Genomic DNA, 25,701 nt, shown 5'->3' with positions numbered 1-25,701 from the left:
GCGGGGCCGGATAGCGTGCACCGTATGCTCGCCGGCCCCCTCGCCCCCGCACGCTCCCTGCCCGGCTCCCGGCGGCTCGGGCGCCGCGCCTACTGGGGGCGGCTGGTGCCCGCGCTGGCGCTGCTGGCCTGCGCGACCCGCGTGCCCTCCTTCCTGCGGCCGCTGTGGAACCCGGACGAGGGATTCCTCGCCGTCCAGGCGCGGCTCCTCGCGGACGGCGGAGACCTCTACGAGACCGTCGTGGACCGCAAGCCGCCGCTGCTGCCCTGGCTCTACCAGGGCGCCTTCGCCGTCTTCGGCTCCGGATCGCTGACCCCCGTACGGGTCCTCGCCGTCGTCGCCCAGCTGCTGACCGCGCTGCTCCTGGCCTCCCTGGCACGGCGCAGATGGGGCGCCGGAGCCGGCCGCACGGCGGGGACGCTGTACCTGCTGGCCTCCGTCGGGCTCAACCCCGAGGACGCGCAGGCCGCGACCTTCGAGGTGTTCATACTGCCGTGCACGGCGGCCGCGATGTGGTGCGCCGACCGGCGCCGCTGGGGCGCGGCGGGAGCCGCCGTCGCCTGCGCGTTCCTGGTGAAGCAGACGGGCGGCGCGGTACTCGTGCCGGTGCTGTGGCTGCTGTACCGGGACGGCGCGGGACGGGCCGCCGCACTGCGCACGGCGGCCGGCGCCACCCTGCCGGTGCTGGGCGCCGCGCTGCTCACCGGCCCTGCCGGCTTCCTGTTCTGGACGGTCACCGGCTCGGGCTCCTACGCGAGCTTCACCGGGTCGGGACCGCACGTGCTGACCCGGGCGGCGGTCAACACCGCGATCCTCGCCGTGGCCTGCGCGGGGCTGATCCCGCCCGTCGTCCGCGCGCTGCGCCTCACCCGTACGGGACCCGCGGACCTGTGGCTGTGGCTGGGCACCTCCGTCGTGGCGGTGTCCGCGGGGTTCCACTTCTTCGGCCACTACTACCTGCAACTCCTCCCGCCGATCGCGCTGCTGGCGACGGCGGCGCTCCAGATCCTGCCGCGGGAGCGCCTGGTGACGGCGGTGCTGACGTCGGCCTGCTGCTGCGCGCTCTTCCTCTCCTGGGGCGCTCTCGCCCCCCGGTCCGACCTCACACACGCGCAGCGCCTCGCCGACACGGTGGCCCGCCGGACGGCACCGGGCGACCGCGTCCTGGTGTGGGGCATACACCCGGAGGTCTACTGGCTCGCCCACCGCGAGCCCGCCAGCCGCTATCTGACGGCCGGTCTGCTCACCAACTACAGCGGCGGGCGCGACGGCCCCCGGGTGGGCGAGAGGTACGGCGTGGAGGGCACCTGGCCGGTGTTCCGCGAGGAGATGGCCGCCCGCCCGCCGGCGCTGATCGTCGACGACTCGCGCGGCCGGCCGTACCGCCCCGAGCGGGTGCCCTCACTGCGGCGGCTGCTGGCCGAGCGGTACGTGGCCGTCGGCGAGGTCGCCGGGGCGGTGCTCTACGTACCCGCCCGGGGTCAGGACTGACCGTTCACCGCGCGCGGACCCACGACCTCCGCGCCGACCGCGGTCACCCGGTCCCGCAGTGCGCGATCGGCGGTGACGACGAGACGGGCGCGGTCCGGTGACGCCGACGCCAGTTCCACGATCCGGTCGTCGCCGCTGCCCGGGGCGTCCTCGACGCGCACCCCCGGGACGGACTCCACGCCGCGGGCCGCGCCCTCCAGCACCAGGACGATCTCCACAGGGCCGGGCCGGCCGGGCAGCCCGTGCTCCGCGAGGCCGGCGAGCCGGTCCCGCAGGCGTACGGCGGCACCCCGGCGGTCGCGCCACCAGCCGTCGGGCACGGAACCCACCACGTTCGCGCCGTCCACGATGAGCAGGGTCGTCACGGTCGTCATGGGGCCACCCTGCCAGAGTGCCCGCCGCCCGGGAGGCCCCGTCCACGCCCGCCAGGACCGCCGAATTAGAGTGAGCCTGTGTCGACGGTGGTGAACGGGGACTGGTTCCTGCGCGGGCGCGACGGCAGGCTGAGCGTGTACCTGCTGTCCGACGCCGCTGTCCTGTGCCGTGCCGAGCGCGGGCCCGGGGGCCCCTGGGACCCGGCGCGGGTCGTCGGCGGCGACCAGCGCCTGCATCCCGTGCTCGCCGTCGGCCAGGGCGCGGACGGCTACGCCCATCTGGTGTCCTGGCGGCCGACGGTCCCCAAGGAGTCGGGCCTCGTCCACTCCACGCACTTCCGCGCCCGTCTCGCGGCCCTGGACTGGGTCCCGCTCGGACACCCGGACAGGACCGGCGACCGCACCGGCATCCCGGCCGTCGCCGTCGACGCGCAGGGCCGGGCCCACGTCTTCGTGCGCAACGGGAGCGGCGGGGTGAGCATGCTCGGCCAGAAGGAGAAGGGCGGCTGGGGACCCTTCCGCGACCTCAAGGGACAGGACGTCCACACCGGCCTCGCCGCCGTGACGGGGGAGTCGGGCCGGGTCGAGCTGTACGCCTGCGCCCCGGGCGTGCTGCTGCACTGGCGGCAGGAGGAGCCCGGCGCCCAGCCGGTCCTGCACGAGACCGTGGAGGCCCCCGTACGGCCCGGCACGCTCCGCGCGCTCGCGACCTCCGCCGAGTCCACCTCGCTCTTCTACACGGACGAGTCGGACGCGCTGTGCGTCTGGCGCCCGGGCACCGATCCCGTCGCGCTGCTCGCCGCCGCGGGACCGGGCCCCGTCGCGGCCGTCCGCACCGAACTGGACGGCCACGACTGCACGTTGCTCGCCCAGATCGCGGCCGACGGCCGGGTCGCCTTCGCCGCCTATCCGACCGAGGAGGAGGCCGCGGGCGCCTGGTGGGCGCCCTCGGGCCCCCGGCTGCCCGACGGCGCCGTGGTGTCGCTGACCAGGGACGAGGAGGACCGCGTGGTCGCGGCGAGCCTCGCCCCGTCCGGCGAACTCCTCGTCACCCGCCGCAAGGACGAACCGGGCCTCGCCCTGGAGGCATGGCGGGCGGTGTGAACGCCGTGACCGGGCCGGGGAGTTCGGGTCCGGCCCCGTGAACGCCGTTGCCCGGCACACCAGTCGGCGTGCCGGGCAACGGGTGACTCGGGCGGCGGTTACGCGGGAACGCTCGCCACGCCCGGCGCCAGGAACTTCTTGCCGTTCACCCGCTCCGAGACGCCCTCACGGTCCAGGTACGGCGTGATGCCGCCCAGGTGGAAGGGCCAGCCGGCGCCGGTGATCAGGCAGAGGTCGATGTCCTGCGCCTCGGCGACGACACCCTCGTCGAGCATGAGTCCGATCTCCTGGGCGACGGCGTCGAGCACGCGGTCCCGGACCTGCTCCTCGGTCAGGACGACGTCGCCCTGCTTCAGCAGCGCGGCGACCTCCGGGTCCAGCTCCGGCTTCCCGGAGTCGTAGACGTAGAAGCCGCGCTTGCCCGCCTTGACGACGGCCGCGAGGTTCGGGGAGACCGTGAAGCGGTCCGGGAAGGCCCGGTTGAGGGTCTCCGAGACGTGCAGGCCGATCGCGGGGCCGACCAGCTCCAGCAGGACCAGGGGAGACATCGGCAGGCCCAGGGGCTCCACCGCCTTCTCCGCGACCTCGACGGGGGTGCCCTCGTCGATGACGTTCTGGATCTCGCCCATGAAGCGGGTGAGGATGCGGTTCACGACGAACGCCGGGGCGTCCTTCACCAGGACCGCGGTCTTCTTCAGCTTCTTGGCGACGGCGAAGGCCGTGGCCAGCGAGGCGTCGTCGGTCTGCTCGCCGCGCACGATCTCCAGCAGCGGCAGGATCGCGACCGGGTTGAAGAAGTGGAAGCCCACCACCCGCTCGGGGTTCTTCAGCTTCGACGCCATCTCCGAGACGGAGAGCGAGGAGGTGTTGGTGGCGAGGATCGCGTGCGCCGGGGCGACCGCCTCGACCTCCGCGAACACCTGCTGCTTGACGCCGATCTCCTCGAAGACGGCCTCGATGACGAAGTCGGCGTCGGAGAAGCCCTCGGCCTTGTCCAGCACACCGGTGACCAGGGCCTTGAGGCGGTTGGCCTTGTCCTGGTTGATGCGGCCCTTGCCGAGCAGCTTCTCGATCTCGGCGTGGACGTAGCCCACACCCTTGTCGACGCGCTCCTGGTCGATGTCCGTGAGGACGACCGGGACCTCCAGGCGGCGCAGGAACAGCAGCGCGAGCTGGGAGGCCATCAGACCGGCGCCGACGACACCGACCTTGGTGACCGGACGCGCGAGCGACTTGTCCGGGGCACCCGCAGGACGCTTGCCGCGCTTCTGCACCAGGTTGAACGCGTAGATGCCGGCGCGCAGTTCGCCGCCCATGATCAGGTCGGCGAGCGCCGTGTCCTCGGCGTCGAAGCCCTGCTGGAGGTCGCCGTTCTTGGCGGCGGCGATGATGTCCAGGGCGCGGTAGGCGGCCGGGGCGGCGCCGTGCACCTTGGAGTCCGCGACGAAGCGGCCCTTGGCGACGGCCTGGTCCCAGGCCTCGCCGCGGTCGACCTCGGGGCGCTCGACGACGATCTCGCCCTTGAGGACGGACGCCGTCCACAGCAGGGACTGCTCCAGGAAGTCGGCACCCTCGAACAGGGCGTCGGCGATGCCCAGTTCGTAGACCTGGTGGCCCTTGAGCTGCTTGTTCTGGTTGAGCGAGTTCTCGATGATCACCGAGACGGCCTTGTCGGCGCCGATCAGGTTCGGCAGCAGGGCGCAGCCGCCCCAGCCGGGGACCAGGCCGAGGAAGACCTCGGGGAGCGAGAAGGCCGCGATGGACGCGGAGACCGTGCGGTACTTGCAGTGCAGGCCGACCTCGACGCCGCCGCCCATCGCCGCGCCGTTGTAGTACGCGAAGGTGGGGACCGCGAGGCCGGACAGGCGCTTGAAGACCTCGTGGCCGCCCTTGCCGATGGCGAGCGCGTCGTCGTGGTTCTTCAGCAGCTCGACACCCTTGAGGTCGGCGCCGACCGCGAAGATGAACGGCTTGCCGGTGAGGCCGACGCCGACGATCTCGCCCGCCGCGGCCTCCCGCTCGACCTGGTCGATCGCGGCGTCGAGGTTCGCCAGCGACTGCGGGCCGAAGGTGGTCGGCTTGGTGTGGTCGAAGCCGTTGTCCAGCGTGACGAGCGCGAAGCGCCCGGCGTTGAACGGCAGGTCGAGGTGGCGTACGTGCGCCGAGGTCACGACCTCGTCAGGGAACAGCTCGGCTGCGCCCTTCAGGAGTTCAGCGGTGGTCACTTGTCGCCTCCGGCGTCCTTGTGGTGCGGGTTCTCCCAGATCACCGTGGCGCCCATGCCGAAGCCGACGCACATGGTGGTGAGGCCGTAACGGACCTCCGGCTGCTCCTCGAACTGGCGGGCCAGCTGCGTCATCAGACGGACGCCGGAGGAGGCGAGCGGGTGGCCGAACGCGATGGCGCCGCCGTACTGGTTGACGCGCGCGTCGTCGTCCGCGATGCCGTAGTGGTCCAGGAAGGCGAGGACCTGGACGGCGAACGCCTCGTTGACCTCGAAGAGGTTGATGTCCTCGATCGACAGGCCGGCCTTGGCGAGGGCCTTCTCGGTGGCCGGGATCGGGCCGTAGCCCATCACCTCGGGCTCGACGCCCGCGAAGGCGTAGGAGACCAGGCGCATCTTGACCGGCAGGCCGTGCTCGCGCGCGAAGTCCTCGGACGCGATGATCGACGCGGTGGCGCCGTCGTTCAGACCGGCGGCGTTGCCCGCGGTGACCCGGCCGTGGACGCGGAACGGCGTCTTGAGGCCGGCCAGGTTCTCCAGCGTCGTACCCGGGCGCATCGGCTCGTCGGCGGTGACCAGGCCCCAGCCCGTCTCACCGACCTCCGCGTTGGTGTTCCGCACCGAGATCGGCACCAGGTCGGCCTGGATCTTGCCGTTGGCGTACGCCTTGGCGGCCTTCTCCTGCGAGCGCACGGCGTACTCGTCGGCGCGCTGCTTGGTGATGTGCGGGTACCGGTCGTGCAGGTTCTCCGCGGTCATGCCCATGAACAGGGCCGACTCGTCGACCAGCTTGTCCGACACGAAGCGCGGGTTCGGGTCCACGCCCTCGCCCATCGGGTGGCGGCCCATGTGCTCGACACCACCGGCGATGACGGCGTCGTACGCGCCGAAGGCGATGGAGCCCGCGGTGGTCGTGACGGCGGTCAGCGCGCCCGCGCACATGCGGTCGATGGAGTAGCCGGGGACCGACTGGGGGAGCCCGGCGAGGATGCCGGCCGTGCGGCCCAGCGTCAGGCCCTGGTCACCGATCTGCGTGGTCGCGGCGATGGCGACCTCGTCGATCTGCTTGGGGTCCAGGCCGGGGTTGCGGCGCAGCAGCTCCCGGATGGCCTTCACGACGAGGTCGTCGGCGCGGGTCTCGTGGTAGATGCCCTTCGGGCCCGCCTTGCCGAACGGGGTGCGGACGCCGTCGACGAAGACGACGTCCCTGACGGTACGAGGCACGATGGCTCTCCTCCAGATGCGGGATGGCACTGCTGCGCGGCGCATACGCCTGAGCGCGCGCTCACCCCTTCATGCTACTTGCGGGTAACCATGCTGCCCAGTCCCCCGGCCGGGAGCGGCGAAGGTCACACACGGAGCGCGGCGCCGAGGCGTCCCGCGAGGGCCCGGGGGAGCGGTGGGCAGTCCCGCACCGCACCCCGGGACGCCGCTACCGCCGCCAGGGGTGCAGCGGACGGCCGCCCGGGATCTTGGCGTGAACTCGACGTCGCCGTTCCGCCGTGCCGGGGCCGCCGGAGGGCGCGGACGGCCGCGGGCGGGTGCCGTCGGACGACCCCGGCCGGGACACTCGTCCCCTCCCGGCCCCGATCGTCCTGACCGCTCACCGCCGCTCACCGCACGGCGTTCGTCCGCGACGGCTGCCCGACCGGCGCCGTCGGGCGGACCGTCAGGCCTTGGCCGTCCCGGACCGCAGCGCGGCCACCAGGACCGGCGTGACCTGCTCGACCTGCCAGGCGCGCGCCCCGTGAGCGGCGAGCGCGGCGGCGACCGAGTCGGCGTCGGGCGCGGCCGGCGGCTCCCAGCAGACCCGGCGCACGGTGTCGGGCGCGATCAGGTTCTCCTGCGGCATGTTCAGCCGCTCGGCGAGCGCCGAGACCGCGGCCCGCGCGGCGGACAGCCGTGCCGCGGCCTCCGGGTCCTTGTCGGCCCAGGCGCGCGGCGGCGGGGGACCGGTGACCGGCTGCCCGGGCTGCGGCAGCTCGGAGTCCGGCAGCGCCCGCGCGCGGTCCACGGCGCTCTGCCACTGCTCCAGCTGACGGCGGCCCATGCGGTGCCCGAAGCCGTTCAGCGCGGCGAGGGCGTGCACGTTGGCGGGCAGGGACAGCGCCGCCTCGACGATCGCCGCGTCCCCGAGCACCTTGCCGGGCGAGATGTCCCGGCGCTGCGCGACCTGGTCCCGGGCCTGCCACAGCTCCCGCACCACGGCCATCTGCCGGCGCCTGCGCACCTTGTGCATGCCCGACGTACGGCGCCAGGGGTCCTTGCGCGGCGGCGCCGGGTCGGCCTGCGCGATCGCGTCGAACTCCTGGCGGGCCCAGTCGAGCTTGCCCTGCCGGTCCAGTTCCTTCTCCAGCGCGTCCCGCAGGTCGACGAGCAGCTCGACGTCGAGCGCGGCGTAGCGCAGCCACGGTTCGGGCAGCGGGCGTGTCGACCAGTCGACGGCGGAGTGGCCCTTCTCCAGGACGTAGCCCAGGACGCTCTCGACCATCGCGCCGAGCCCGACCCGGGGGAACCCGGCCAGGCGGCCGGCCAGCTCGGTGTCGAACAGGCTGGTGGGGATCATGCCTATTTCCCGCAGGCACGGCAGGTCCTGGGTGGCGGCGTGCAGCACCCACTCGACACCGGAGATCGCCTCGCCGAGTCCCGAGAGGTCGGGACAGGCCACGGGGTCGATCAGCGCGGTGCCGGCCCCCTCGCGGCGCAGCTGCACCAGATACGCGCGCTGGCCGTATCGGTACCCGGACGCGCGTTCGGCGTCGACGGCCACGGGGCCGGTCCCGGCGGCGAAGGCGGCGATCATCTCGGCGAGCGAGGCGTCGTCGGCGATCACGGGCGGAATGCCCTCGCGGGGCTCGAGCAAAGGGATCGGCGCCAGTTCGACGTCGTCCGGAGGGGCGCCTCCGGTGGTTCGCAGTGAGCTGTCTGCTGCGGTCTCTTGGGCGTCGGTCACCTGTCAAGAGTATCTGTGTATGGACGACGCCCGCCGACGGAACGTTCCGTCGGCGGGCGTCTGGGGGTCGTAAACCGGACAGGGGGGTGAAAGTTCCGGTTCACGTTCGGGGAGGACCCCTCGGGGGGTCAGTGGATGATGCCGGTCCGCAGCGCCACCGCGACCATGCCGGCGCGGTCGCCCGTGCCGAGCTTGCGGGCGATGCGGGCGAGGTGGCTCTTGACGGTCAGCGCGGACAGGCCCATCGAGACGCCGATGGCCTTGTTCGACTGGCCCTCCGCGACGAGGCGGAGCACCTCGACCTCGCGGCCGGACAGTTCGCGGTAGCCGCCCGGGTGGCTCGGGGCACCCGGGGGACGGCGGTGCATACGGGCCGCGCCGCCGAGGGGGGCGGCGCCGGGGCGGTTGGGCAGTCCCAGGTTCGTCCGCGTACCGGTGACGACGTAGCCCTTGACGCCGCCCGCGAGGGCGTTGCGCACGGCACCGATGTCGTCGGCGGCGGAGAGGGCGAGGCCGTTGGGCCAGCCCGCGGCTCTGGTCTCGGACAGCAGGGTGAGCCCGCTGCCGTCGGGCAGGTGGACTTCGGCGACACAGATGTCGCGCGGGTTGCCGATTCGGGGACGGGCCTCCGCGACGGACGACGCCTCGATGACGTCGCGTACTCCGAGCGCCCACAGGTGGCGTGTGACGGTGGAACGGACCCGTGGGTCTGCCACGACCACCATGGCGGTCGGCTTGTTCGGGCGGTAGGCGACCAGGCTTGCGGGCTGCTCAAGGAGAACGGACACCAGGCCTCCTGGGGTGCGGGGACGGGGGGACCGGCTGGGGGGATGAAGCCGGGATGAACCGTGCTTGGAAGGTCACAGACGTCTTCGGCATCAAACCCGTGCGCCTTTAGAGAATGATCACGATTTAGTGAGTAACAATCCGTGCAATTCGGACACGCGATCGATCATCCGAAGATCGAACCGAGTCGATCCGCGTCATTACGCGTCCGAAAGTGGTCGTATCGACAAAGGGACGATCAGCCGCGGGTCCTGACCGGGGCCGTCGCGACGCGGGTCGCACGGACGGGAGAGGGCCGGCCGGCACATGCGAAAGCGCACCGGCCGCAAGGCCGGTGCGCTCGTGAGGGAGAGGTCGTCGGTACGGGGCTCAGCGGGACTGTGGGCCCCGGCGCTGCGGGAGGGTCACCACCGACGCGTCACCCGGGCCCGCCGGCGGCAGCCCCGCGACCTGGCACAGCAGATCGCACCACGCGGCGAGATGGGCGGAGGTGTCCGGGACGCCGCCGAGGCCCTCCCGCGGCGTCCACGACGCGCGGATCTCGATCTGGGAGGCGGAGGGGCGCTCGGCGAGACCGCCGAAGTAGTGCGAACTCGCGCGCGTGACGGTGCCGCTCGGCTCGCCGTACGACAGGCCGCGGGCCTGCAGCGCGCCGGTCAGCCAGGACCAGCAGACCTCGGGCAGCAGCGGGTCGGCCGCCATCTCCGGTTCCAGCTCCGCCCGGACCAGCGTCACCAGACGGAAGGAGCCCTGCCAGGCGTCGTGCCCCGCCGGGTCGTGCAGCAGGACGAGCCGGCCGTCGGCCAGGTCCTCGTCGTCCTGGACGACCGCGGCCTCCAGCGCGTACGCGTAGGGAGCCAGGCGCTGCGGCGGGCGCGTCGGGTCGATCTCGATCTCCGGCCGCGGCCGCGCGGCTCTCAGCGCCTCGACGGCGGCCCGGAAGGGCAGCGGAGCCGCGTCCCCCGCATCCCGTTCCCCCTCCTTCGAGTCGTCCATCCCGCCAGCGCCGTCCGACAGTCGTCCCTGAGCCGCAGCCATGCGGGGAAGATTAAGGGGAACGGGGCCTCCGCGCAGGGAAGGACACCCGTGGACGGCGCCACTGTCCGGATCACGCCGTACGAACGCGCCCCGGCGCGGGCGCCCGTGCCCGGGACGGGACCGCCCGCGGACCGTGCGAGACTTTCCGTCGTGAGTGCCAACGATCGCCGCCCGACGGGCCAGCAGCCGACAGCCACGTACGAGTCCGCCTTCCTCAAGGCGTGCAGGCGCGAGCCCGTGCCCCACACGCCGGTGTGGTTCATGCGGCAGGCCGGGCGCTCACTCCCCGAGTACCTGAAGGTGCGCGAGGGCATCCCCATGCTGGAGTCCTGCATGCGGCCCGAGCTGGTCGCCGAGATCACCCTCCAGCCGGTCCGCCGGCACGGCGTGGACGCGGCGATCTACTTCAGCGACATCGTCGTCCCGCTCAAGGCCATCGGCATCGACCTCGACATCAAGCCGGGCGTCGGCCCGGTCGTCGAGAACCCGATCCGTACCCGCGCCGACCTCGCGCAGCTGCGCGACCTGACCCCCGAGGACGTCTCCTACGTCACCGAGGCGATCAAGCTGCTCACGGCCGAGCTGGGCGAGACCCCGCTCATCGGTTTCGCGGGCGCGCCCTTCACCCTCGCGAGCTACCTCGTCGAGGGCGGCCCGTCCAAGAACCACGAGCACACCAAGGCGCTCATGTACGGCGACCCGCAGCTGTGGGCCGACCTGCTCGACCGTCTCGCCGAGATCACCTCCGCGTTCCTGAAGGTGCAGATCGAGGCCGGCGCGAGCGCCGTCCAGCTCTTCGACTCCTGGGTCGGCGCGCTGGCCCCGGCCGACTACCGCCGCTCGGTGATGCCCGCCTCGGCGAAGGTGTTCGACTCCGTCGCCGGATACGGCGTCCCGCGCATCCACTTCGGTGTCGGCACCGGCGAGCTGCTGGGCCTGATGGGCGAGGCCGGAGCGGACGTCGTCGGCGTCGACTGGCGCGTCCCGCTGGACGAGGCCGCCCGCCGCGTCGGCCCCGGCAAGGCGCTCCAGGGCAACCTCGACCCGGCCGTCCTGTTCTCCACGACCGACGCCGTGCGGACCAAGACCCGCGAGGTGCTCGACGCCGCCGCCGGTCTGGAGGGCCACATCTTCAACCTGGGCCACGGTGTCCTGCCGACCACGGACCCGGACGCGCTGACCCGCCTCGTCGAGCACGTCCACACGCACACCGCCCGCTGACGGATCCTCACGCGTGCCGCGCCTGCCTGCCCCACAGCAGGCTGCGCGGCTCCGGCGGGGGCGGGGTGCCCGGACGCAGCGGCCAGGCCAGCAGCATGCCCGCCAGGAAGCCGACCACGTGGGCCGCGTACGCCACCGTCCCCGCGTCGGAGACCCCGCCGCCGGACGAGTACACCGCCTGGAGCACGAACCAGAAGCCCAGCACGATCCACGCGGGCAGCCGCAGCGGCAGGAACACCAGGAACGGGACGAGCACCCAGACCCTGGCCTTCGGATAGAGCACCAGATACGCGCCGAGGACCCCGGCGATCGCCCCGGAGGCGCCGATCAGCGGGTCCCCCGAGTCGTCGTTCAGCAGCGCGAAGCCGTACGCCGCCGCGTAGCCGCAGGCGACGTAGAACAGTGCGAACCGCACGTGCCCCAGCCGGTCCTCGATGTTGTTGCCGAAGATCAGCAGGAAGAGCATGTTGCCGAGCAGGTGCAGCCAGCTGCTGTGCAGGAACATCGCCGACAGGACCGACAGCGCCGGCGACTTGTCGTAGTCCGGCGGGCCCACCAGGCAACCCGGCCCCTGCGGGCCCACGCCGATCGCGCCGGTCGGCACGAGGTCCGGCATCCGGTGGTGGACGAGCTCCCGCGGCACCACGGCGTACTGGTCGAGGAACGCCTGGAGGTGGCACAGCTGCGCCAGTTCGCTCTGGCCCGCCACCGAACCGGCGATGCCCGGCGTGAAGAGGAACACGAGGACGCCGGCCGCGATCAGCGCGTACGTCACGTACGGCGTACGGCGCGCCGGATTCACGTCATGGACGGGGATGACCACACCGGATTACTGCCCTCGATCCGTGGGCCGAATCGGTGAACGGGCCCGTCCGCGCCCGCGTATGACTCCTCGACCGCCCGTGGCGCGAGGAAGCCGCGGCGAGGAAGACGTGAGGACACAGGCGATGAACGAGCGAGTTACTCCTCCGATGCACGCCCTGCCCGACGGCGAGGCCGAGATCGCCCTGGTGCTGCACCTGCCCTGGGAGGACCTCGCCGCGCTCGGCCAGGAGGCCGGCCGGCTCGCCGCGCGCATGCAGCGCCCGGTCACCCTCGACGAGGCCGTCAGCCACCGGCTGCGCTCGGCCCGCCCGGCCGCCCACGCGAAACCGGCCACCGCGCCGGCCTCGACGGTGCCTGTATCGGGCTCCGTCTCCTCGCTGCCGGGGCGCCCGCCCGCTGAACAGGCCCGGCAGGCCATCGAGCGGATCAACGGGACCGGGCAGCACGAGTCCGCCTGACGCGGCGGGTCCGGCGCGGCGGACGCCGCCGCGCCGCCGGTACCCCGCTCAGCGGGCGCCGTCGCGCACCGCCGCCACCGCCTTGCGGGCCGCCACCAGGACCGGGTCCCAGACCGGGGAGAACGGCGGCGCGTACCCGAGGTCCAGCGCCGTCATCTGTTCCACCGTCATGCCCGCGGTGAGCGCCACCGCGGCGATGTCGACCCGCTTGCCCGCGCCCTCGCGGCCCACGATCTGCACGCCCAGCAGCCGTCCCGTGCGGTGCTCGGCGAGCATCTTCACCGTCATCGGCGCCGCGCCCGGGTAGTAGCCCGCGCGGCTCGTCGACTCCACGGTGACCGACTCGAACCGCAGCCCGACGCGGTGCGCGTCCTTCTCCCGCAGCCCGGTGCGGGCGATCTCCAGTTCGCAGACCTTGCTCACCGCCGTGCCGACGACCCCCGGGAAGGTGGCGTACCCGCCGCCCACGTTGCTGCCGATGACCTGCCCGTGCTTGTTCGCGTGCGTGCCCAGCGCGATGTGCCGCTCGCGTCCGGAGACCAGGTCCAGCACCTCGACGCAGTCGCCGCCCGCCCAGATGTCCTCGTGCCCGCGGACCCGCATAGCCAGGTCCGTGAGCAGCCCCCCGTGCTCACCGACGGGCAGCCCGGCCGCCTGCGCCAGCGCGGTCTCGGGGCGTACGCCGATGCCGAGCACCACGACGTCCGCGGGGTACTCGGCGTCCTGGGTGGCGACCGCGCGGACCCGGCCGTCGTCACCGGTGAGGATCTTCGTCACCTCGGCGTCGTTCACCATGGTGATGCCCATGCCCTCCATGGCCGTGTGCACCAGGCGGCCCATGTCCGGATCGAGCGTGGACATCGGCTCCCTGCCGCGGTTGACGACCGTCACCTCGTAGCCGCGGTTGATGAGCGCCTCGGCCATCTCCACGCCGATGTAGCCGGCGCCGACGACCACCGCGTGCCGCCCCTCGGTGCCGGCCAGCGTGTCCAGGAGGGCCTGGCCGTCGTCCAGGGTCTGCACACCGTGCACCCCGGGGGCGTCCACGCCGGGCAGGTCGGGGCGGACGGGGCGCGCCCCGGTCGCGATCACGAGCTTGTCGTACCCGGTCCACTCCTCGGCGCCGGAGTCGACGTGCCGGGAGCGGACCCGGGCGCCCGGGACGTCGATCTCCACGACCTCCGTCCGCATCCGGAGGTCGATGGCGCGCTCCCGGTGCTCCTGCGGGGAACGCGCGATCAGCTCGTCCGGGCCCGCGACCTGACCGCCCACCCAGTACGGGATCCCGCACGCCGAGTAGGAGGTGAAGTGGCCCCGCTCGAACGCCACGATCTCCAGCTCGTCCGCGCTCCGCAGCCGGCGTGCCTGCGACGCGGCGGACATGCCCGCCGCGTCGCCGCCGATCACGACCAGTCGCTCTTTCTTCCCGCCGGTACCGCTCACAGGGCTCATGCTCATGTGAACACGCTACGGGGACACGGCATTTCAGTCCTGCTCCCGGGCCCCCTCCCCGCGTGCCTCCGCGCGGCCCCCGGCCTGCGGACGGACGGGCGGGGCGACGGGCAGCGCACCGCCCGAGGGGGCCGGCGCCGTCCGGCGCGACAGCCGGGGCCGCACCAGGCGCGCCCACAGCAGGACGAGCAGCGCCGCGCCCGCGAGGAACGGGAGCACCGCGCCGAAGGCGACCGCGATCCAGCGGAGCGTGGTGACGAACGCGTGCCAGCCGCCCGCCAGCGCGTCCAGGAAGCCCGGGTCCTCGTCCTCCGTGCCGGCCTTCTTCACCGGGGTCTGCGTCAGGGACAGGGTGATCGTGGCCAGGCTCGTGCGGTCCTTCAGGGAGGCCTGCTGGGCGAGCAGGGACTCCAGGTCGGCCTGACGGCTGCTCAGCTCGCCCTCCAGGGTGACCACGTCGGCGAGCTTGGTGGCCTTGTCCATCAGCTCGCGGATCCGGGCGACGCTGGCACGCTGCGACTTGACGCGGCTCTCCACGTCGACGACCTGCTCCGTGACGTCCTGCGCCTTGCCGGTGCGGGCGAGGAGCTTGCCCGACCCCTCCAGGTCGTCGAGCACCTCCTCGTACCGCTCGACGGGCACGCGCAGGACGACCCGGGTCCGCTCGTGGCCGCGTTCGTCCCGCCTCGTCGTCTCGCTGCCGACGAAGCCGCCCGCGTCCTCCGCGGTGGTGCGGGCGTCGGCCAGGGCGTCGGGGACGTCCTTGACCTGCACGGTCAGCGAGGCCGTGCGGATGATGTGGCTCGCGGCGGCCTTCGGCGCGGCGGTCGGCCTGGACTGCGCGCCGGCGCTGCCCCTGCCGCTCCCGCCGCCGTCCGCGGCTTTCGCGTCCTGCTCCCGGGCACCCGAGTCGAACGCCTTGCCGCCCGCGTCGGAGCCGCCGTCGGCGGAGTCGGCGCCGCCGCAGCCCGTCAGCGCGAGAGCGGCGGCGAGGAGGACTCCCGCCAGAGCCTGGACAGGTCGTACCGAGCGTCGTGTCTGCATGTGGGCATCCCCCCGGGGGCGTCGTGACGACTGACGCTCCTTCGACGCCCGGGCGGGCCGGGACGTTGGCCGGATCCGGTTCCGATGCGGTCACGGAAAGGACTCGCGGGGGACACCGGGCTCGCGCGGGGACCGTCCGCGGGGTCTGAGAGGGTGGGGGCATGCGTGCACAGGACACTCGTACGGGCTCGGGCCGGGCCGTCGTCGTCGGCGGCGGCATCGCGGGACTGGCGGCGGCCCACCGGCTGCTGGCCGCCGGCGTGGAGGTGACCGTCCTGGAGGCCTCCGAGCGGCTGGGCGGGAAGCTGCTGCCCGGCGAGATCGCGGGCGCCCGGGTCGACCTCGGCGCCGAGTCCATGCTCGCCCGGCGCCCCGAGGCGGTCGCGCTGGCCCGCGAGGTGGGCCTCGCGGACCGGCTCGCACCGCCCGCCACCGCCACGGCCTCGATCTGGACCCGCGGCGCCCTGCGGCCCATGCCCAAGGGCCACGTCATGGGCGTCCCCGGCACCGCCTCCGCCCTCGCCGGACTGCTGTCGGACGAGGGACTGCGCCGCATCGAACGCGACGCCGAGCTGCCGCGCACGGAGATCGGCGACGACGTGGCGGTGGGCGCGTACGTCGCCGAACGGCTCGGCCGGGAGGTCGTGGACCGCCTCGTGGAACCGCTCCTCGGCGGGGTGTACGCGGGCGACGCCTACCGCATCTCGATGCGCTCCGCGGTCCCGCAGCTCTTCCGGGCCGCCCGTGCCCACGACTCGCTGACCGAGGCCGTCCGGGACATCCAGGACAAGGCCGCCCGCGGCCCGCAGACCGGGCCGGTGTTCATGGGCGTCACCGGCGGGGTGGGGCAACTGCCGCTCGCGGTCGCCGAGTCGGTCCGCGCCCGGGGCGGTGACATCGTCACCGGCGCACCGGTGACGGAGCTGCGCCGCACCGGCCCGCTGGAACGGCCGGGAGCCCGCTGGCGGATCGTCGCCGGCGACCGGGTCCTGCACGCCGACGCCGTCGTGCTCGCCCTGCCCGCGCCGGCGGCAGCCGCCCTGCTGCGCACCGAGGCGCCCGCCGCCGCGGCCGAGCTGGCCGCCGTCGAGTACGCCTCCATGGCGCTCATCACCCTCGCCTACCGCCGCCGGGACGCCGCACTGCCCGAGGGCAGCGGTTTCCTGGTGCCGCCCGTCGACGGGCGCACCATCAAGGCGTCCACCTTCGCCTCCCGCAAGTGGGCCTGGATCGACGAGGAGAACCCCGGCCTGCTCGTCGTGCGGACCTCCGTCGGCCGGTACGGGGAGAGCGAGGTGCTCGACCGGGACGACGCGGACCTCGTCGACGTCTCCCGGCACGACCTGCGGGAGGCCACCGGTCTGTCCGCCGCGCCCGTCGCCACCCGCGTCACGCGCTGGTACGACGGCCTGCCGCAGTACCCCGTCGGACACCACGCGCGCGTGGCCCGCGTCCGCGAGCACGTCGCCGCACTCCCCGGCCTCGCCGTCTGCGGCGCCGCGTACGACGGAGTGGGCATCCCCGCCTGCATCGCGAGCGCGCACGCCGCCGTCGACGCGCTCGGCGGCGACCGCGGCGGGCTGGACGCGCTGAGCGCGAACCCGGTGCAGAGTCTGCACGGCGGCGCGGGAGAATAGCCCCATGAGTGACGACGCCCCCGCCAAGATCCCGAACAAGGGCAAGCTGGCCAAGGACCTCAACGAGGTCATCCGCTACACGCTGTGGTCCGTCTTCAAGCTCCGTGACGTCCTCCCCGACGACCGCGCGGGCTACGCCGAAGAGGTCCAGGAGCTGTTCGACCAGCTCGCCGCGAAGGACGTGACCGTCCGCGGCACGTACGACGTGTCCGGGCTGCGCGCCGACGCGGACCTGATGATCTGGTGGCACGCCGAGACCAGCGACCAGCTCCAGGAGGCGTACAACCTCTTCCGCCGCACCCGCCTGGGCCGCGCCCTGGAGCCGGTGTGGTCGAACATGGCGCTGCACCGCCCCGCCGAGTTCAACCGCTCGCACATCCCGGCGTTCCTCGCCGACGAGACGCCCCGGAACTACATCAGCGTCTACCCGTTCGTGCGCTCCTACGACTGGTACCTGCTGCCCGACGAGGACCGGCGCCGCATGCTCGCCGACCACGGCAAGATGGCGCGCGGCTACCCGGACGTGCGCGCCAACACCGTCGCCTCGTTCTCCCTGGGCGACTACGAGTGGATCCTCGCCTTCGAGGCCGACGAGCTCTACCGCATCGTCGACCTCATGCGTCACCTGCGTGCCTCCGAGGCCCGGATGCACGTCCGCGAAGAGGTCCCGTTCTACACCGGCCGCCGCAAGGACGTCGCCGAACTGGTCGCCGGCCTGGCCTGACCGGCACGCCACGGGACGCCGGGGGCCGCCTTCGCGCGGTTGCCCGGCGCCACCGGCCTCGGCTCCGCACGGGGGGCGCAGTCGGCGCCGTACAGCGGGAGCCGGCCCTCCAGCAGATACGCGTCCAGGTGGCCGTTGACGCACCGGTTGGGCCCGCCCGCGATGCCGTGCGTGCCCGCGCCCCGCTCGGTCACCAGGGCCGAGCCGGACAGCCGCCGGCGCAGCTCCCGGGCACCCTCGTACGGCGTGGCCGCGTCGAGTTCGGCCGCCAGGATCAGCGTGGGCGGCAGTTCACCGGGGAGCGTGCGCACGTCGAGCGGCCGCTGCCGGGGTCCGCTCCAGTACGCGCACGGCAGGTTCGCCCACACGTTGTCCCAGGTCTCGAAGGGCGCCACGCGGGCGAGGTCCGTGTTGTCGCGGTCCCAGACGCGCCAGTCGGTCGGCCAGGGGGCGTCGTTGCACTCGACGGCGGTGTAGACCGCGCGGGCGTTCTCCTGCTCGCGGGCCGCCTCCGGATACGGTCCCGCCTGCTGGACCAGCGGCTTCGGATCGCCCTTCAGGTAGGCGGACAGGGCCAGGGCGCGCTGCGGCCAGTAGTCGTCGTAGTACCCGGCCTGGAGGAACGCCCCCTGGAGCTGCCCGGGGCCGACCTTGCCGCCCGCCGGTGCGGCGGCGAGGCGCGCGAGGGCCTTCTCGTAGCTGTGCAGGACCTCCCGGGCGGTGCGGCCGAGGCCGTACACCTCGTCGTGCCGGGCGATCCAGGCGCGGAAGTCCGCCCAGCGGCTCTCGAAGGCGGCCGACTGGTCGAGGTTCGTGCGGTACCAGATCTGCTCGGGATCGGGGTTCACCGCCGAGTCGAAGACCATGCGGCGCACGTGCGACGGGAACAGGGTCGCGTAGAGCGCCCCGAAGTAGGTGCCGTACGAGGCCCCCATGAAGGTCAGCTTCTTCTCGCCGAGCGCGGCGCGCAGCACGTCCAGGTCACGGGCGTTGTTCAGCGACGTGTAGTGGCGCAGCCCGGCGCCCCCCTTGCGGGCGCAGCCGCGCGCGTACGCCTTCGCCTCCGCGACGCGCTCCTTCTTGTACGACTCGGAGGGGAACGTCGGTGCCTGCGAGGGGCCCCGGGAGAGCTTCCGGGGGTCCCGGCAGGAGAGCGGCGCGGAACGGCCGACTCCGCGCGGGGCGTAGCCGACGAGGTCGTAGGCCGCCCCGATCCGCTTCCACTCGGGGAGCAGACCGACCAGCGGGAAGTACATGCCCGAGGCGCCGGGACCACCGGGGTTGAAGACGAGTGCCCCCTGCCGCGGCACCGGGCGCTTCGGGTCGCGCGGGTCCCTGGCGGTGGCCTCGGCGCGGCTGACGGTCAGTCTGATCTGCTTGCCGTCGGGGTGCGCGTAGTCCAGCGGCACCGTGACCGTGCCGCACCGCAGGGCGCCGGGCATCTCCTGGTCGCCTGAGCACGAGCCGAAGCGGATGCCGGCGGCTGCGGCGCGGCGGGCGGCCAGCGCGGTGCCGCGGGTCTCGGCGGAGTCCGCGAGGGCCGGGCGGTACCCGGCGTCCGCGGGCAGGCCGCCGACGGGTGCGGAGGCGAGGGCGGTCAGGAGCACGGACCCGGCGGCGGAACAGAGGGCGGTGGCTCTCATCGCGTATCCCTTCGGTGCGCGGCAGCGACAGAAGGGATGTTTCGGTCGGCGGACGGCGAAGTAAAGCACCGCCCGGCCGGTGTCGGCCCCGATGCCCCCGATGCGCCCCCTCGGGGACACGCCTAGCGGGGGCGCTCCCGGTGGGCGAAGGCCGCGCGCAGCTCCGGTTCGCCGATCGCGCGGACGCCCCGGACGGCCACGGCGGTGAGGTACGTACGGTCGTCGCCCGTGGCGGAGGAGTGCCGGGACAGGCCGCCCAACAGCCGCTGACCGGCCGGGGAGGCCCAGCGGGTGTACGGGTGGACCTCGATGCGGGCGATGGCCAGGCAGCTCAGGGCCAGCACGAGGGGGAACGCGAACCACAGGGCGACCAGCCCCCGGTCGCCCGGGTCCTGACCGGGCAGCAGCAGGGCGACGGCACCCAGCGCGAGGACGGCCGCGGCGGCGGCCCGGACCTGGCGGACGGCGCCGGCGACCGTCGTGCGCGCCCCGTCCGGCACGGCGAGCCCGGCCGCGACGAGGTGGTCGGCGAGCCGGCGCACCGCCTCGGCCGTCGCCGCGGTCCTGCGCACCGGCGCTATCTCCGACTGCCCCCGCGGACCTATCGCGCCCAGCACCGAACGCTCCATGTCGTCACGCCCGTCGGGGTCCACCACGGTCACCCAGCCGGTGTGCGCGAGCAGCAGCCGGCGCCGGCGCGCCATCGACACCAGGGTGAGATCGGCGACCCGCGCGGGGCCGCCGGACAGGAAAGCGGCCTCGTACAGCGTCAGATCGTGTCCGCGGCCCGCCTGCTCGTCCACGGCGGCGGCGCGCACGGCGACCAGACACAGGCGGGCACAGGCCGAGCCGGTCGCGACCCAGGCGAGGAGCAGGAGGAGGACCCAGAACATGGCGGATTTCTATGCGACACGGGCCGGGAGCGCCACACCGTATTCACGATGTGGACGGTGTGCCGTCCTCGGAGTCCTCCGGTGACCGGGGACTGGAGGCGGCCGGCGGCAGCGGGTAGCCCGGGGAGGGCGTCACCGGGACCGGCGGGCTGGGGGAGGCCGTGGGGCCGGGCGGGGCGGGGGAGTTGGTGAGCGGCGGCGGGGCGGCGGTGGCCGCGTCCTCGGCGAGGGCGTCGAAGTCGACGTAACCGGTGGCTTCGAGGACCTTGATGTGGTCGAGCACGGTGGTGTTCGCGTCGTCGGCCAGGTCGCGCACGAGGCTGTTGCGGGTGCTCGCGCGGACCTGCGCGACGACCGAGAACACCTTGCCGTGGGCCTTGCGGAGGATGTTCGCGAACTCCCGGTCCCAGTCGGTCCCGTGGGCCGCGGCCAGCGTCGCCAGCCACTCGCGCTGCTGCGGGTTGGGCTGGTTGGGCAGTTCGAGTCCGAGCCGCGCGGCGACGTTGCGCACGCGGGCGTCGAGGAAGGTGTGGCCCTCGATGAGGTGTTCGCCGGCGGTCCGTACGGCCTGGGTGGTGCCGCGCTCCTGCGCCTGCTGGCCGGCGGGCAGCTCCCAGAGGCCGGCCAGCCGGACCTTGGTGATGAACTCCCGGTCCAGCCCGGACAGCGGCCCGAACCGCGTCGACACGGTCTGTGCGTTCAGGGTGTCCAGCCCGGTGCCGGAGCGGTCCGCGTAGGACCAGATCGGGAAGAGCAGCGCGACGAGTGTCGCCGTCAGGCCCGCGATGACGAGCCCGGTTCCACTGACCAGTCCTTTTCGGTTGATGGATCGCATGGTGCCTCCTGTTGCGGCACCGCACGCTAGTGCGCTTCGGGTGCGGATTGGCATATTACTGCGGTCCATACGCCAACTGCCGTACAGGGAAAACGGGTTCAGCGGGGGTGCGCGGACGCCGGATGCGGTGGATATGTCCATCCGCAGAACACCGCAATCCGGCACAAGTCGTCGACGGGCCACGTGAGAGCCGCCGGTGGTGTTAGCCCGGGCACATCGCTCGGCGCCCGGGACCGGCTCAGCGGCGCAGCAGGACCCGGCGGGTGGCCCGCGCGATACGGGCCGCCGGGCGCGCGGAGCGCGGGGCGGGCCCGGACCGGTCCAGCCACCAGTCGCGCAGCCGGCGCCGGGTCTCCGCGTCCTCGGGGCGCCCGGCGAGCAGCAGGTGCTCGGCGTACTCCAGGGCGTCCTGCCGGTAGCCGCCCGTCATGGGGTGCCGCTGCGCGTAGGCGAGGAAGGCGGGCCGGTACGCCGCTCCGAGGATCCCGGGCAGTTCCGGGGCCACCTTGGCGACCACGTCCGCGCGCTTGGCCGCGAGCGCCCGGGCCTGCACGCCGAGGCGGACCCGGTCGAAGCCCTCCGGGACCGGCGTGCCCGCGACGAGCGCGGAGAGCAGCGCGGCCTGGGCGAGCGCGAGCCGCTGCCGCGCCGGCCCGCCGACCCCGCCCGCGCCGACCGTGACGGGCACGGCGACCGGCTCGGTTACGGACGTGGAGACCGGCTCGGGTGCGGAGACCGGCTCGGCCACGGCGGTGCGCTCGGCCACGGAGACCGGCTCCGGCGCGGAGACGGGACCGGCCGTCGAGACGCGCTCGGGCACGACGGCGGGCTCGGGGGACGGCAGGGGCAAGGTCGGCGAGGTCGGCCGGGTTGGGGCCGTGGGTCCGAGGGGTGCGGGAGTCCGGGTCGCCCCGGCGCCGACCGCGACGCGGGTCGCCCCGGCGCCCGATGCGACGGGGGCCGCCGTCCGCAGCGTGTCGCGGATCGCGGTCAGTTCCCGCTCCAGCTCCTCGGGGGCGGGGAAGTTCTCGTCCCGCTCCAGCAGCACCCCGGGCGGCGACACCCGGGAGGCCAGGTCGGCGAGGATGTCGAGCACGGGCCGGGGGACGGGGTGGGCGTGGCTGTCGTGCCACACGCCGTCGCGCTCGAACCCGCCCGCGACGTGGACGTAGGCGATGGCCTCCACCGGCAGTTCGTCCAGCGCCTTCGCGGGGTCCTCGCCCCGGTTGACGTGGTTGGTGTGGAGGTTCGCGACGTCGATGAGCAGCCGTACGCCGGTGCGGTCCACGAGGTCGTACAGGAACTGCCCCTCGGTCATCTCCTCGCCGGGCCAGGAGACCAGCGCCGCGATGTTCTCGACGGCGAGCGGGACGGGCAGTACGGCCTGGGCGATCCGGATGTTCTCGCACAGCACGTCCAGCGCGTCCCGGGTGCGCGGGACGGGGAGCAGGTGCCCGGCCTCCAGCAGCGGGGACGCGGTCAGCGGGCCGCCCGCGCGGACGAAGGCGATGTGCTCGGTGACGAGCGGCGCGCCCAGCGCCAGCGCCCGCTCGGCGAGGGCGGTGAGGCGGGACTCGTCGGGCCGGTCCGCGCCGCCGAGCCCCAGCGAGACCCCGTGCGGCACGACCGTGACACCGCGCTCGCGCAGCCGGAGCAGCGACTCGGGGAGGTGCCCGGGGCACACGTTCTCCGCCACGGCCTCGACCCAGTCGATGCCGGGCATGCGCTCCACGGCGTCCGCGATCTCCGGACGCCAGCCGATTCCCGTCCCCAGCTGCTCCATGTCCCTGCCCCCCTGTGCGTTCACGTCCCGTCCGGCCGGACCCCGTGTGCCGTCGACTGCGACGGTTCCCCACCACCGGCCGGTTGTTCCGGCGTGACGGGGTGATGGCCCCGGGAACCGGGGCCCAACCCGTCCGGGGGGACCTTCAGAGCAACATTTGAGGTTCCGAGGGCCCCCCGGCGGGCATCAGCGCCCGGTCATCGCACTTCGCCGGCGGGGTCGCCGGTGGGGTCGGGGCGGCTCGTGTTGACCTCGCCGGGCGCCGCGGGCGACGGGCTCGACGACACGTCGACGTCACCGGACGGCACCGCGGGCGGCGCCGAGGCCGGGGACGACCCGACGGTGGGCGGGGGCGGCCCCGTCGGGCTGGCGGTCGCCCCGGCCGCCGTGTCGTTGGCGATGGCGTCGAAGTCGACCTCGCCGGTCTTCTCCAGCACCGTGATGTGATCGAGCACGGTCTGGTTGGCGTCCGAGGCGAGCTGCCGCACCAGCGTGTTGCGGGTGCTGTTCCGTACCGCTCCGATGGCCGGGAAGATCTTGCCGTGCGCGGACCGCAGGAGGTTCGCGAACTTGCGCTCGTAGTCCTTGCCCTGAGCGGCCGTCAGCTCGTCGAGCCAGCCCTGCTGCTGTTCGTTCGGCTGGTTCGGCAGTTCGACGCCGAGCTGGGCCGCGATGATCCGCACCCGCTTGTCGAGGTCGGTGTGGCCGACGATGAGGTGGTCGCCCGCCTCCTTGATCGCCTTCGTGGGGGCCCGCTCGATCGCCTGCTGCCCGGCCGGGAGCTCCCACAGCCCGGCGAGGCGTACGCGCACGATCAGGTCGCGGTCGGAGGCGGAGAGGGGGCCCCACTGGGTGTTCACCGTCCCGGCGGCGAGATTCGCCGGACCCGTGCCGGAGCGGTCGGCGTACGACCACACGGGGAACGCGAGCGCGCCGACGGTGGCGACGAGGGCCGCGATGACGAGGGCCGTACCGTTGATACGCCGCAAATGAACCTCCCGGGAACATGCCAACTGGTCGTTGGGAACCTGTGCTTGGCCAGTGTCAGGAGGTACGTACGGGACGGCCGTGCTGTTCAGTCGACTCGGCCGATCGTTCGGGCCGGTGTGTCAGCGGCGCAGCGCGGGGTGGTCGGCGACCACGGTGCACGACCCCGGCGCGATCTCCGTGAAGCCCGCGTCGCGCACCAGCGGCAGCCCGGACGCGGTGAGCCGGCTCCAGTCGGCGGGCGCGGCCGTGCGGACCGAGAGCGCGAACCCGCTGTCCCGCCAGGCCGCCCGCTCCTCGTCCGACAGCTCCCACCAGGCCAGCTGGGCCCCGTGCCCCGCCTGCGCCATCGCCTTGCCGGCCGACATGTCCAGGTCGGGGCTCAGCCACAGCACGGGCGCCGTCGGGTCGGCGCCTGACGGCGGTTCCGGGTCGTCGAGGTCGGTGCCGGAGACCTGGAGGCGGGCCAGGTCCTTGGGCCAGCCGTCCAGCGGCACCGGCGGGAAGACGCGGACCTCGGCGGACTTGCCGGTCACCGTGATGCCGGGCAGGGTTTCGGCTCGCCGCCACTCGGCGCCGCGCGCCCGCCGCACCACCTTGCGGATCCGGGCGTCCTGCCAGTCCCGCATGAGCTGCGCCCACTCCCCGTCGCCGAGCGACCGCTCGTCGCCGAGGATCGTGAGCACGGCGCGCGCCGCGGTCTCCAGCGCGTCGGTGCGGGCCGGGGGCGCGGTCTTCTCGATGCGGACGACCAGGGGCAGCACGAACTGCGGCGCCTCGTCGCGCGCGGTGCGCTCGGAGCGGAAGGGGCTGTCGCCGGCGGGGGTGGGTTCGGCTGGGCGCGGGTCACTGGTCACGCCCTCCAGTCTGCCAGGCGCAAGATCGGCACCTCGGTGGGCGGTCGGGCCCGGGGGAGCGGACGCCGTTCGCGCGACCCGCACCGCCACCTTGGGGCGTCCGGCCACTGCCCCCGGCACGAGGGACGGGGGCTCCGGAACGCCGGTGCGAGGGCGTCCGCGCCGGACGGGGTCACGCCGTCCCGGCTCCGTACGCGGCCACGGTCCGGTGCGCGCACCTCACGGCGGCCCGCTCCGACCGGCTCCTCTGCCGTCAGCCGGAACAGGCGGCGCGCTGTGCTTCCTGCCACTCGCAGACCGGGCACAGCGTGATCCCGCGGTACGACTCCGGGTACTCGGTCGGCTTCCGGCACTGCACGCACTCGGCGAACGGCGGTCCGCCCGCCGCCTCGGCCGGGGCCGCGCCGGGTGCCGTCTCCGAGTCCGCTCCGGTGCCGCAGTAGTCGCTCATCCCTCCAGCGTAGAACGGTCCCGGCACCTGCTGGCGGGGGCCGGACCTAGGAGTGGTGCGCGCCCGTCGCCGCGCCGATCAGTTCGGACACCCGGACGAACCTGAACCCCTTCTTCCGCAGCTCGGGCACGATCGTCCGGACCGCCCGCTCGGTCGTCGGGGCGGCGCTGCGGGTGCAGTGCATGACGACGACGGAACCGGGCCGCACCCCGTCGAGCACCTGCCGGGCCACCGCGTCGGCGTCCGTCGCGAACGCGTCCCCGCTCACGACGTCCCACTGCACGGCGGTGACACCGGCCCCGCTCAGGGCACGCAGGGCCCGCCGGTCGTAGCACCCGCCGGGGAACCGGAAGTACGGCTTGGGGTCCGGCACGCCGGCCCGGCGGAACGCGGCGAAGGCCCGCTCCACGTCCGACCGCATCCGGTCCTCCGGCACCGTCGGCAGGCCGTAGCAGTCGCCGGTGAAGGCGTGGTGGCTGTAGGAGTGGTTGGCGACCTCGAAGAGCGGGTCCCGTCCGATGGACCTGGCCTCGCCCGGGTACTCGTCGGCCCACCGCCCCGTCATGAACACCGTGGACGGCACCTTCAGCTCTTGCAGCGCGGTGATCAGCCCGGGGTTGTCGAAGCGCTCACCGGAGGCGGCGCGCGCCCCCTGGTCCGCGGTCATGTCGGCGTCGAAGGTGAGCGCGACGGTCCGGTCCCGCGTGCGGGGGCCGTTCTCGAAGACGGGCGTGAGTCCGGCGGGGCCCGGGGCGAGGGTCGGGGGGAGCGCGGGACCGGCCGCCGACGGGCGGGCGGACCGCGCCGGCGGCTCGGCGGTCCGCGGGCCCGCGGCCGATCCGCAGGCGGCGAGGGCGGCGCCCAGCGCGCAGACGGCGGCGATGCGTCGTACAGGAATGATCACCGGACGACAATAACTAC

The 25,701-nt window shown here is 73.9% G+C and carries 23 protein-coding genes; 6 read left to right on the top strand and 17 right to left on the bottom strand.

Translation table 11 applies throughout. From position 1 onward, the window contains the following. The first annotated feature begins 24 nt into the window (after nt 1-24). The gene (locus tag ACFYQQ_RS03535) at nt 25-1,491 is read left to right on the top strand and encodes a glycosyltransferase family 39 protein (protein WP_355783908.1); all 1,467 of its coding nucleotides are present in this window, start codon (nt 25-27) and stop codon (nt 1,489-1,491) included. Here the strand turns inward: ACFYQQ_RS03535 and ACFYQQ_RS03530 are convergent. Next, the gene (locus ACFYQQ_RS03530) at nt 1,482-1,865 is read right to left on the bottom strand and encodes an NTP pyrophosphohydrolase (RefSeq protein WP_355783910.1); all 384 of its coding nucleotides are present in this window, start codon (nt 1,863-1,865) and stop codon (nt 1,482-1,484) included. The two genes, ACFYQQ_RS03535 and ACFYQQ_RS03530, sit on opposite strands and share 10 nt — an antisense overlap. A 90-nt stretch (nt 1,866-1,955) precedes the next feature. Between ACFYQQ_RS03530 and ACFYQQ_RS03525 the strand changes: the two genes are divergently transcribed. Further along, the gene (locus ACFYQQ_RS03525) at nt 1,956-2,969 is read left to right on the top strand and encodes a hypothetical protein (RefSeq protein ID WP_355783917.1); all 1,014 of its coding nucleotides are present in this window, start codon (nt 1,956-1,958) and stop codon (nt 2,967-2,969) included. A 98-nt stretch (nt 2,970-3,067) separates the two neighbouring features. On the opposite strand, the gene ACFYQQ_RS03520 is transcribed toward ACFYQQ_RS03525, so the two are convergent. From ACFYQQ_RS03520 to ACFYQQ_RS03500, 5 genes are all read right to left on the bottom strand, one after another. Then, nucleotides 3,068-5,194, bottom strand: a complete 2,127-nt coding sequence (locus ACFYQQ_RS03520) for a 3-hydroxyacyl-CoA dehydrogenase NAD-binding domain-containing protein (protein WP_355783912.1) — start codon at nt 5,192-5,194, stop codon at nt 3,068-3,070. Then, entirely contained in the window at nt 5,191-6,417 is a 1,227-nt protein-coding gene (locus ACFYQQ_RS03515; protein WP_355783915.1) for an acetyl-CoA C-acyltransferase, read from the bottom strand. Before ACFYQQ_RS03515 ends, ACFYQQ_RS03520 begins: the two co-directional genes overlap by 4 nt. Nucleotides 6,418-6,862: 445 nt before the next feature. After that, a complete protein-coding gene (locus tag ACFYQQ_RS03510) occupies nt 6,863-8,146 on the bottom strand; it encodes a ribonuclease D (protein ID WP_356241965.1) in 1,284 nt (427 codons plus the stop codon). Nucleotides 8,147-8,274: 128 nt separating this feature from the next. Beyond that, nucleotides 8,275-8,934, bottom strand: a complete 660-nt coding sequence (locus tag ACFYQQ_RS03505) for a response regulator transcription factor (protein WP_356174473.1) — start codon at nt 8,932-8,934, stop codon at nt 8,275-8,277. Nucleotides 8,935-9,301: 367 nt separating this feature from the next. Next, on the bottom strand, nt 9,302-9,928 hold the full coding sequence (locus ACFYQQ_RS03500; protein ID WP_388903399.1) for a DUF3000 domain-containing protein: 627 nt from the start codon (nt 9,926-9,928) through the stop codon (nt 9,302-9,304). A 192-nt stretch (nt 9,929-10,120) separates the two neighbouring features. Between ACFYQQ_RS03500 and hemE the strand changes: the two genes are divergently transcribed. Next, nucleotides 10,121-11,191 (top strand): uroporphyrinogen decarboxylase, encoded by a 1,071-nt coding sequence (gene hemE, locus ACFYQQ_RS03495; protein ID WP_355786589.1) that lies wholly within the window; start codon nt 10,121-10,123, stop codon nt 11,189-11,191. Between the two features lie 7 nt (nt 11,192-11,198). On the opposite strand, the gene ACFYQQ_RS03490 is transcribed toward hemE, so the two are convergent. Then, the gene (locus ACFYQQ_RS03490) at nt 11,199-12,014 is read right to left on the bottom strand and encodes a rhomboid family intramembrane serine protease (protein ID WP_355786587.1); all 816 of its coding nucleotides are present in this window, start codon (nt 12,012-12,014) and stop codon (nt 11,199-11,201) included. 124 nt (nt 12,015-12,138) lie between these two features. Here ACFYQQ_RS03490 and ACFYQQ_RS03485 point away from each other — a divergent pair, with 124 nt between their 5' ends. After that, nucleotides 12,139-12,474 carry a hypothetical protein gene (locus ACFYQQ_RS03485; protein ID WP_355786585.1) on the top strand — a complete coding sequence of 112 codons (336 nt, stop codon included), beginning with the start codon at nt 12,139-12,141 and terminating at the stop codon, nt 12,472-12,474. A gap of 48 nt (nt 12,475-12,522) precedes the next feature. Here ACFYQQ_RS03485 and ACFYQQ_RS03480 read toward each other — a convergent pair whose 3' ends face one another. Next, nucleotides 12,523-13,932, bottom strand: a complete 1,410-nt coding sequence (locus tag ACFYQQ_RS03480; protein WP_355792948.1) for an FAD-dependent oxidoreductase — start codon at nt 13,930-13,932, stop codon at nt 12,523-12,525. A 27-nt stretch (nt 13,933-13,959) separates the two neighbouring features. Next, nucleotides 13,960-14,970 (bottom strand): DUF4349 domain-containing protein, encoded by a 1,011-nt coding sequence (locus tag ACFYQQ_RS03475; RefSeq protein ID WP_355792950.1) that lies wholly within the window; start codon nt 14,968-14,970, stop codon nt 13,960-13,962. 161 nt (nt 14,971-15,131) lie between these two features. Between ACFYQQ_RS03475 and hemG the strand changes: the two genes are divergently transcribed. Both hemG and hemQ read left to right on the top strand, forming a co-directional pair. Next, nucleotides 15,132-16,607, top strand: coding sequence for a protoporphyrinogen oxidase (gene hemG, locus ACFYQQ_RS03470; protein WP_356241957.1), 1,476 nt, complete (start codon nt 15,132-15,134; stop codon nt 16,605-16,607). A gap of 4 nt (nt 16,608-16,611) precedes the next feature. After that, the gene (hemQ, locus tag ACFYQQ_RS03465) at nt 16,612-17,331 is read left to right on the top strand and encodes a hydrogen peroxide-dependent heme synthase (RefSeq protein ID WP_355794162.1); all 720 of its coding nucleotides are present in this window, start codon (nt 16,612-16,614) and stop codon (nt 17,329-17,331) included. On the opposite strand, the gene ACFYQQ_RS03460 is transcribed toward hemQ, so the two are convergent. The 8 genes from ACFYQQ_RS03460 to ACFYQQ_RS03425 form a co-directional block, all read right to left on the bottom strand. Next, on the bottom strand, nt 17,280-18,974 hold the full coding sequence (locus tag ACFYQQ_RS03460; protein WP_388903188.1) for an alpha/beta hydrolase: 1,695 nt from the start codon (nt 18,972-18,974) through the stop codon (nt 17,280-17,282). The two genes, hemQ and ACFYQQ_RS03460, sit on opposite strands and share 52 nt — an antisense overlap. A gap of 122 nt (nt 18,975-19,096) precedes the next feature. Beyond that, complete coding sequence (locus ACFYQQ_RS03455) at nt 19,097-19,867, bottom strand: TIGR04222 domain-containing membrane protein (RefSeq protein ID WP_356174490.1); 771 nt, start codon at nt 19,865-19,867, stop codon at nt 19,097-19,099. Nucleotides 19,868-19,910: 43 nt separating this feature from the next. Next, nucleotides 19,911-20,702 (bottom strand): DUF4142 domain-containing protein, encoded by a 792-nt coding sequence (locus tag ACFYQQ_RS03450; RefSeq protein ID WP_355786012.1) that lies wholly within the window; start codon nt 20,700-20,702, stop codon nt 19,911-19,913. Nucleotides 20,703-20,940: 238 nt separating this feature from the next. Beyond that, nucleotides 20,941-22,485 (bottom strand): DUF692 family multinuclear iron-containing protein, encoded by a 1,545-nt coding sequence (locus ACFYQQ_RS03445; RefSeq protein WP_388903184.1) that lies wholly within the window; start codon nt 22,483-22,485, stop codon nt 20,941-20,943. A gap of 197 nt (nt 22,486-22,682) precedes the next feature. Further along, entirely contained in the window at nt 22,683-23,474 is a 792-nt protein-coding gene (locus tag ACFYQQ_RS03440) for a DUF4142 domain-containing protein (protein ID WP_355785826.1), read from the bottom strand. Nucleotides 23,475-23,594: 120 nt separating this feature from the next. Continuing rightward, nucleotides 23,595-24,329, bottom strand: a complete 735-nt coding sequence (locus tag ACFYQQ_RS03435; RefSeq protein ID WP_356174495.1) for an aminoacyl-tRNA hydrolase — start codon at nt 24,327-24,329, stop codon at nt 23,595-23,597. Nucleotides 24,330-24,582: 253 nt separating this feature from the next. Next, the gene (locus ACFYQQ_RS03430) at nt 24,583-24,780 is read right to left on the bottom strand and encodes a hypothetical protein (RefSeq protein WP_356174498.1); all 198 of its coding nucleotides are present in this window, start codon (nt 24,778-24,780) and stop codon (nt 24,583-24,585) included. A gap of 46 nt (nt 24,781-24,826) precedes the next feature. Then, nucleotides 24,827-25,684, bottom strand: coding sequence for a polysaccharide deacetylase family protein (locus ACFYQQ_RS03425; protein WP_356174501.1), 858 nt, complete (start codon nt 25,682-25,684; stop codon nt 24,827-24,829). Between the last annotated feature and the right edge of the window lie 17 nt (nt 25,685-25,701).

The sequence above is a fragment of the Streptomyces sp. NPDC005496 genome (genome assembly GCF_042872045.1).
In the GTDB taxonomy this organism is placed as follows: Bacteria; Actinomycetota; Actinomycetes; order Streptomycetales; family Streptomycetaceae; genus Streptomyces.
Note: the sequence above shows the minus strand (reverse complement) of the source record. Positions and strands in the feature narration are given on the sequence as shown.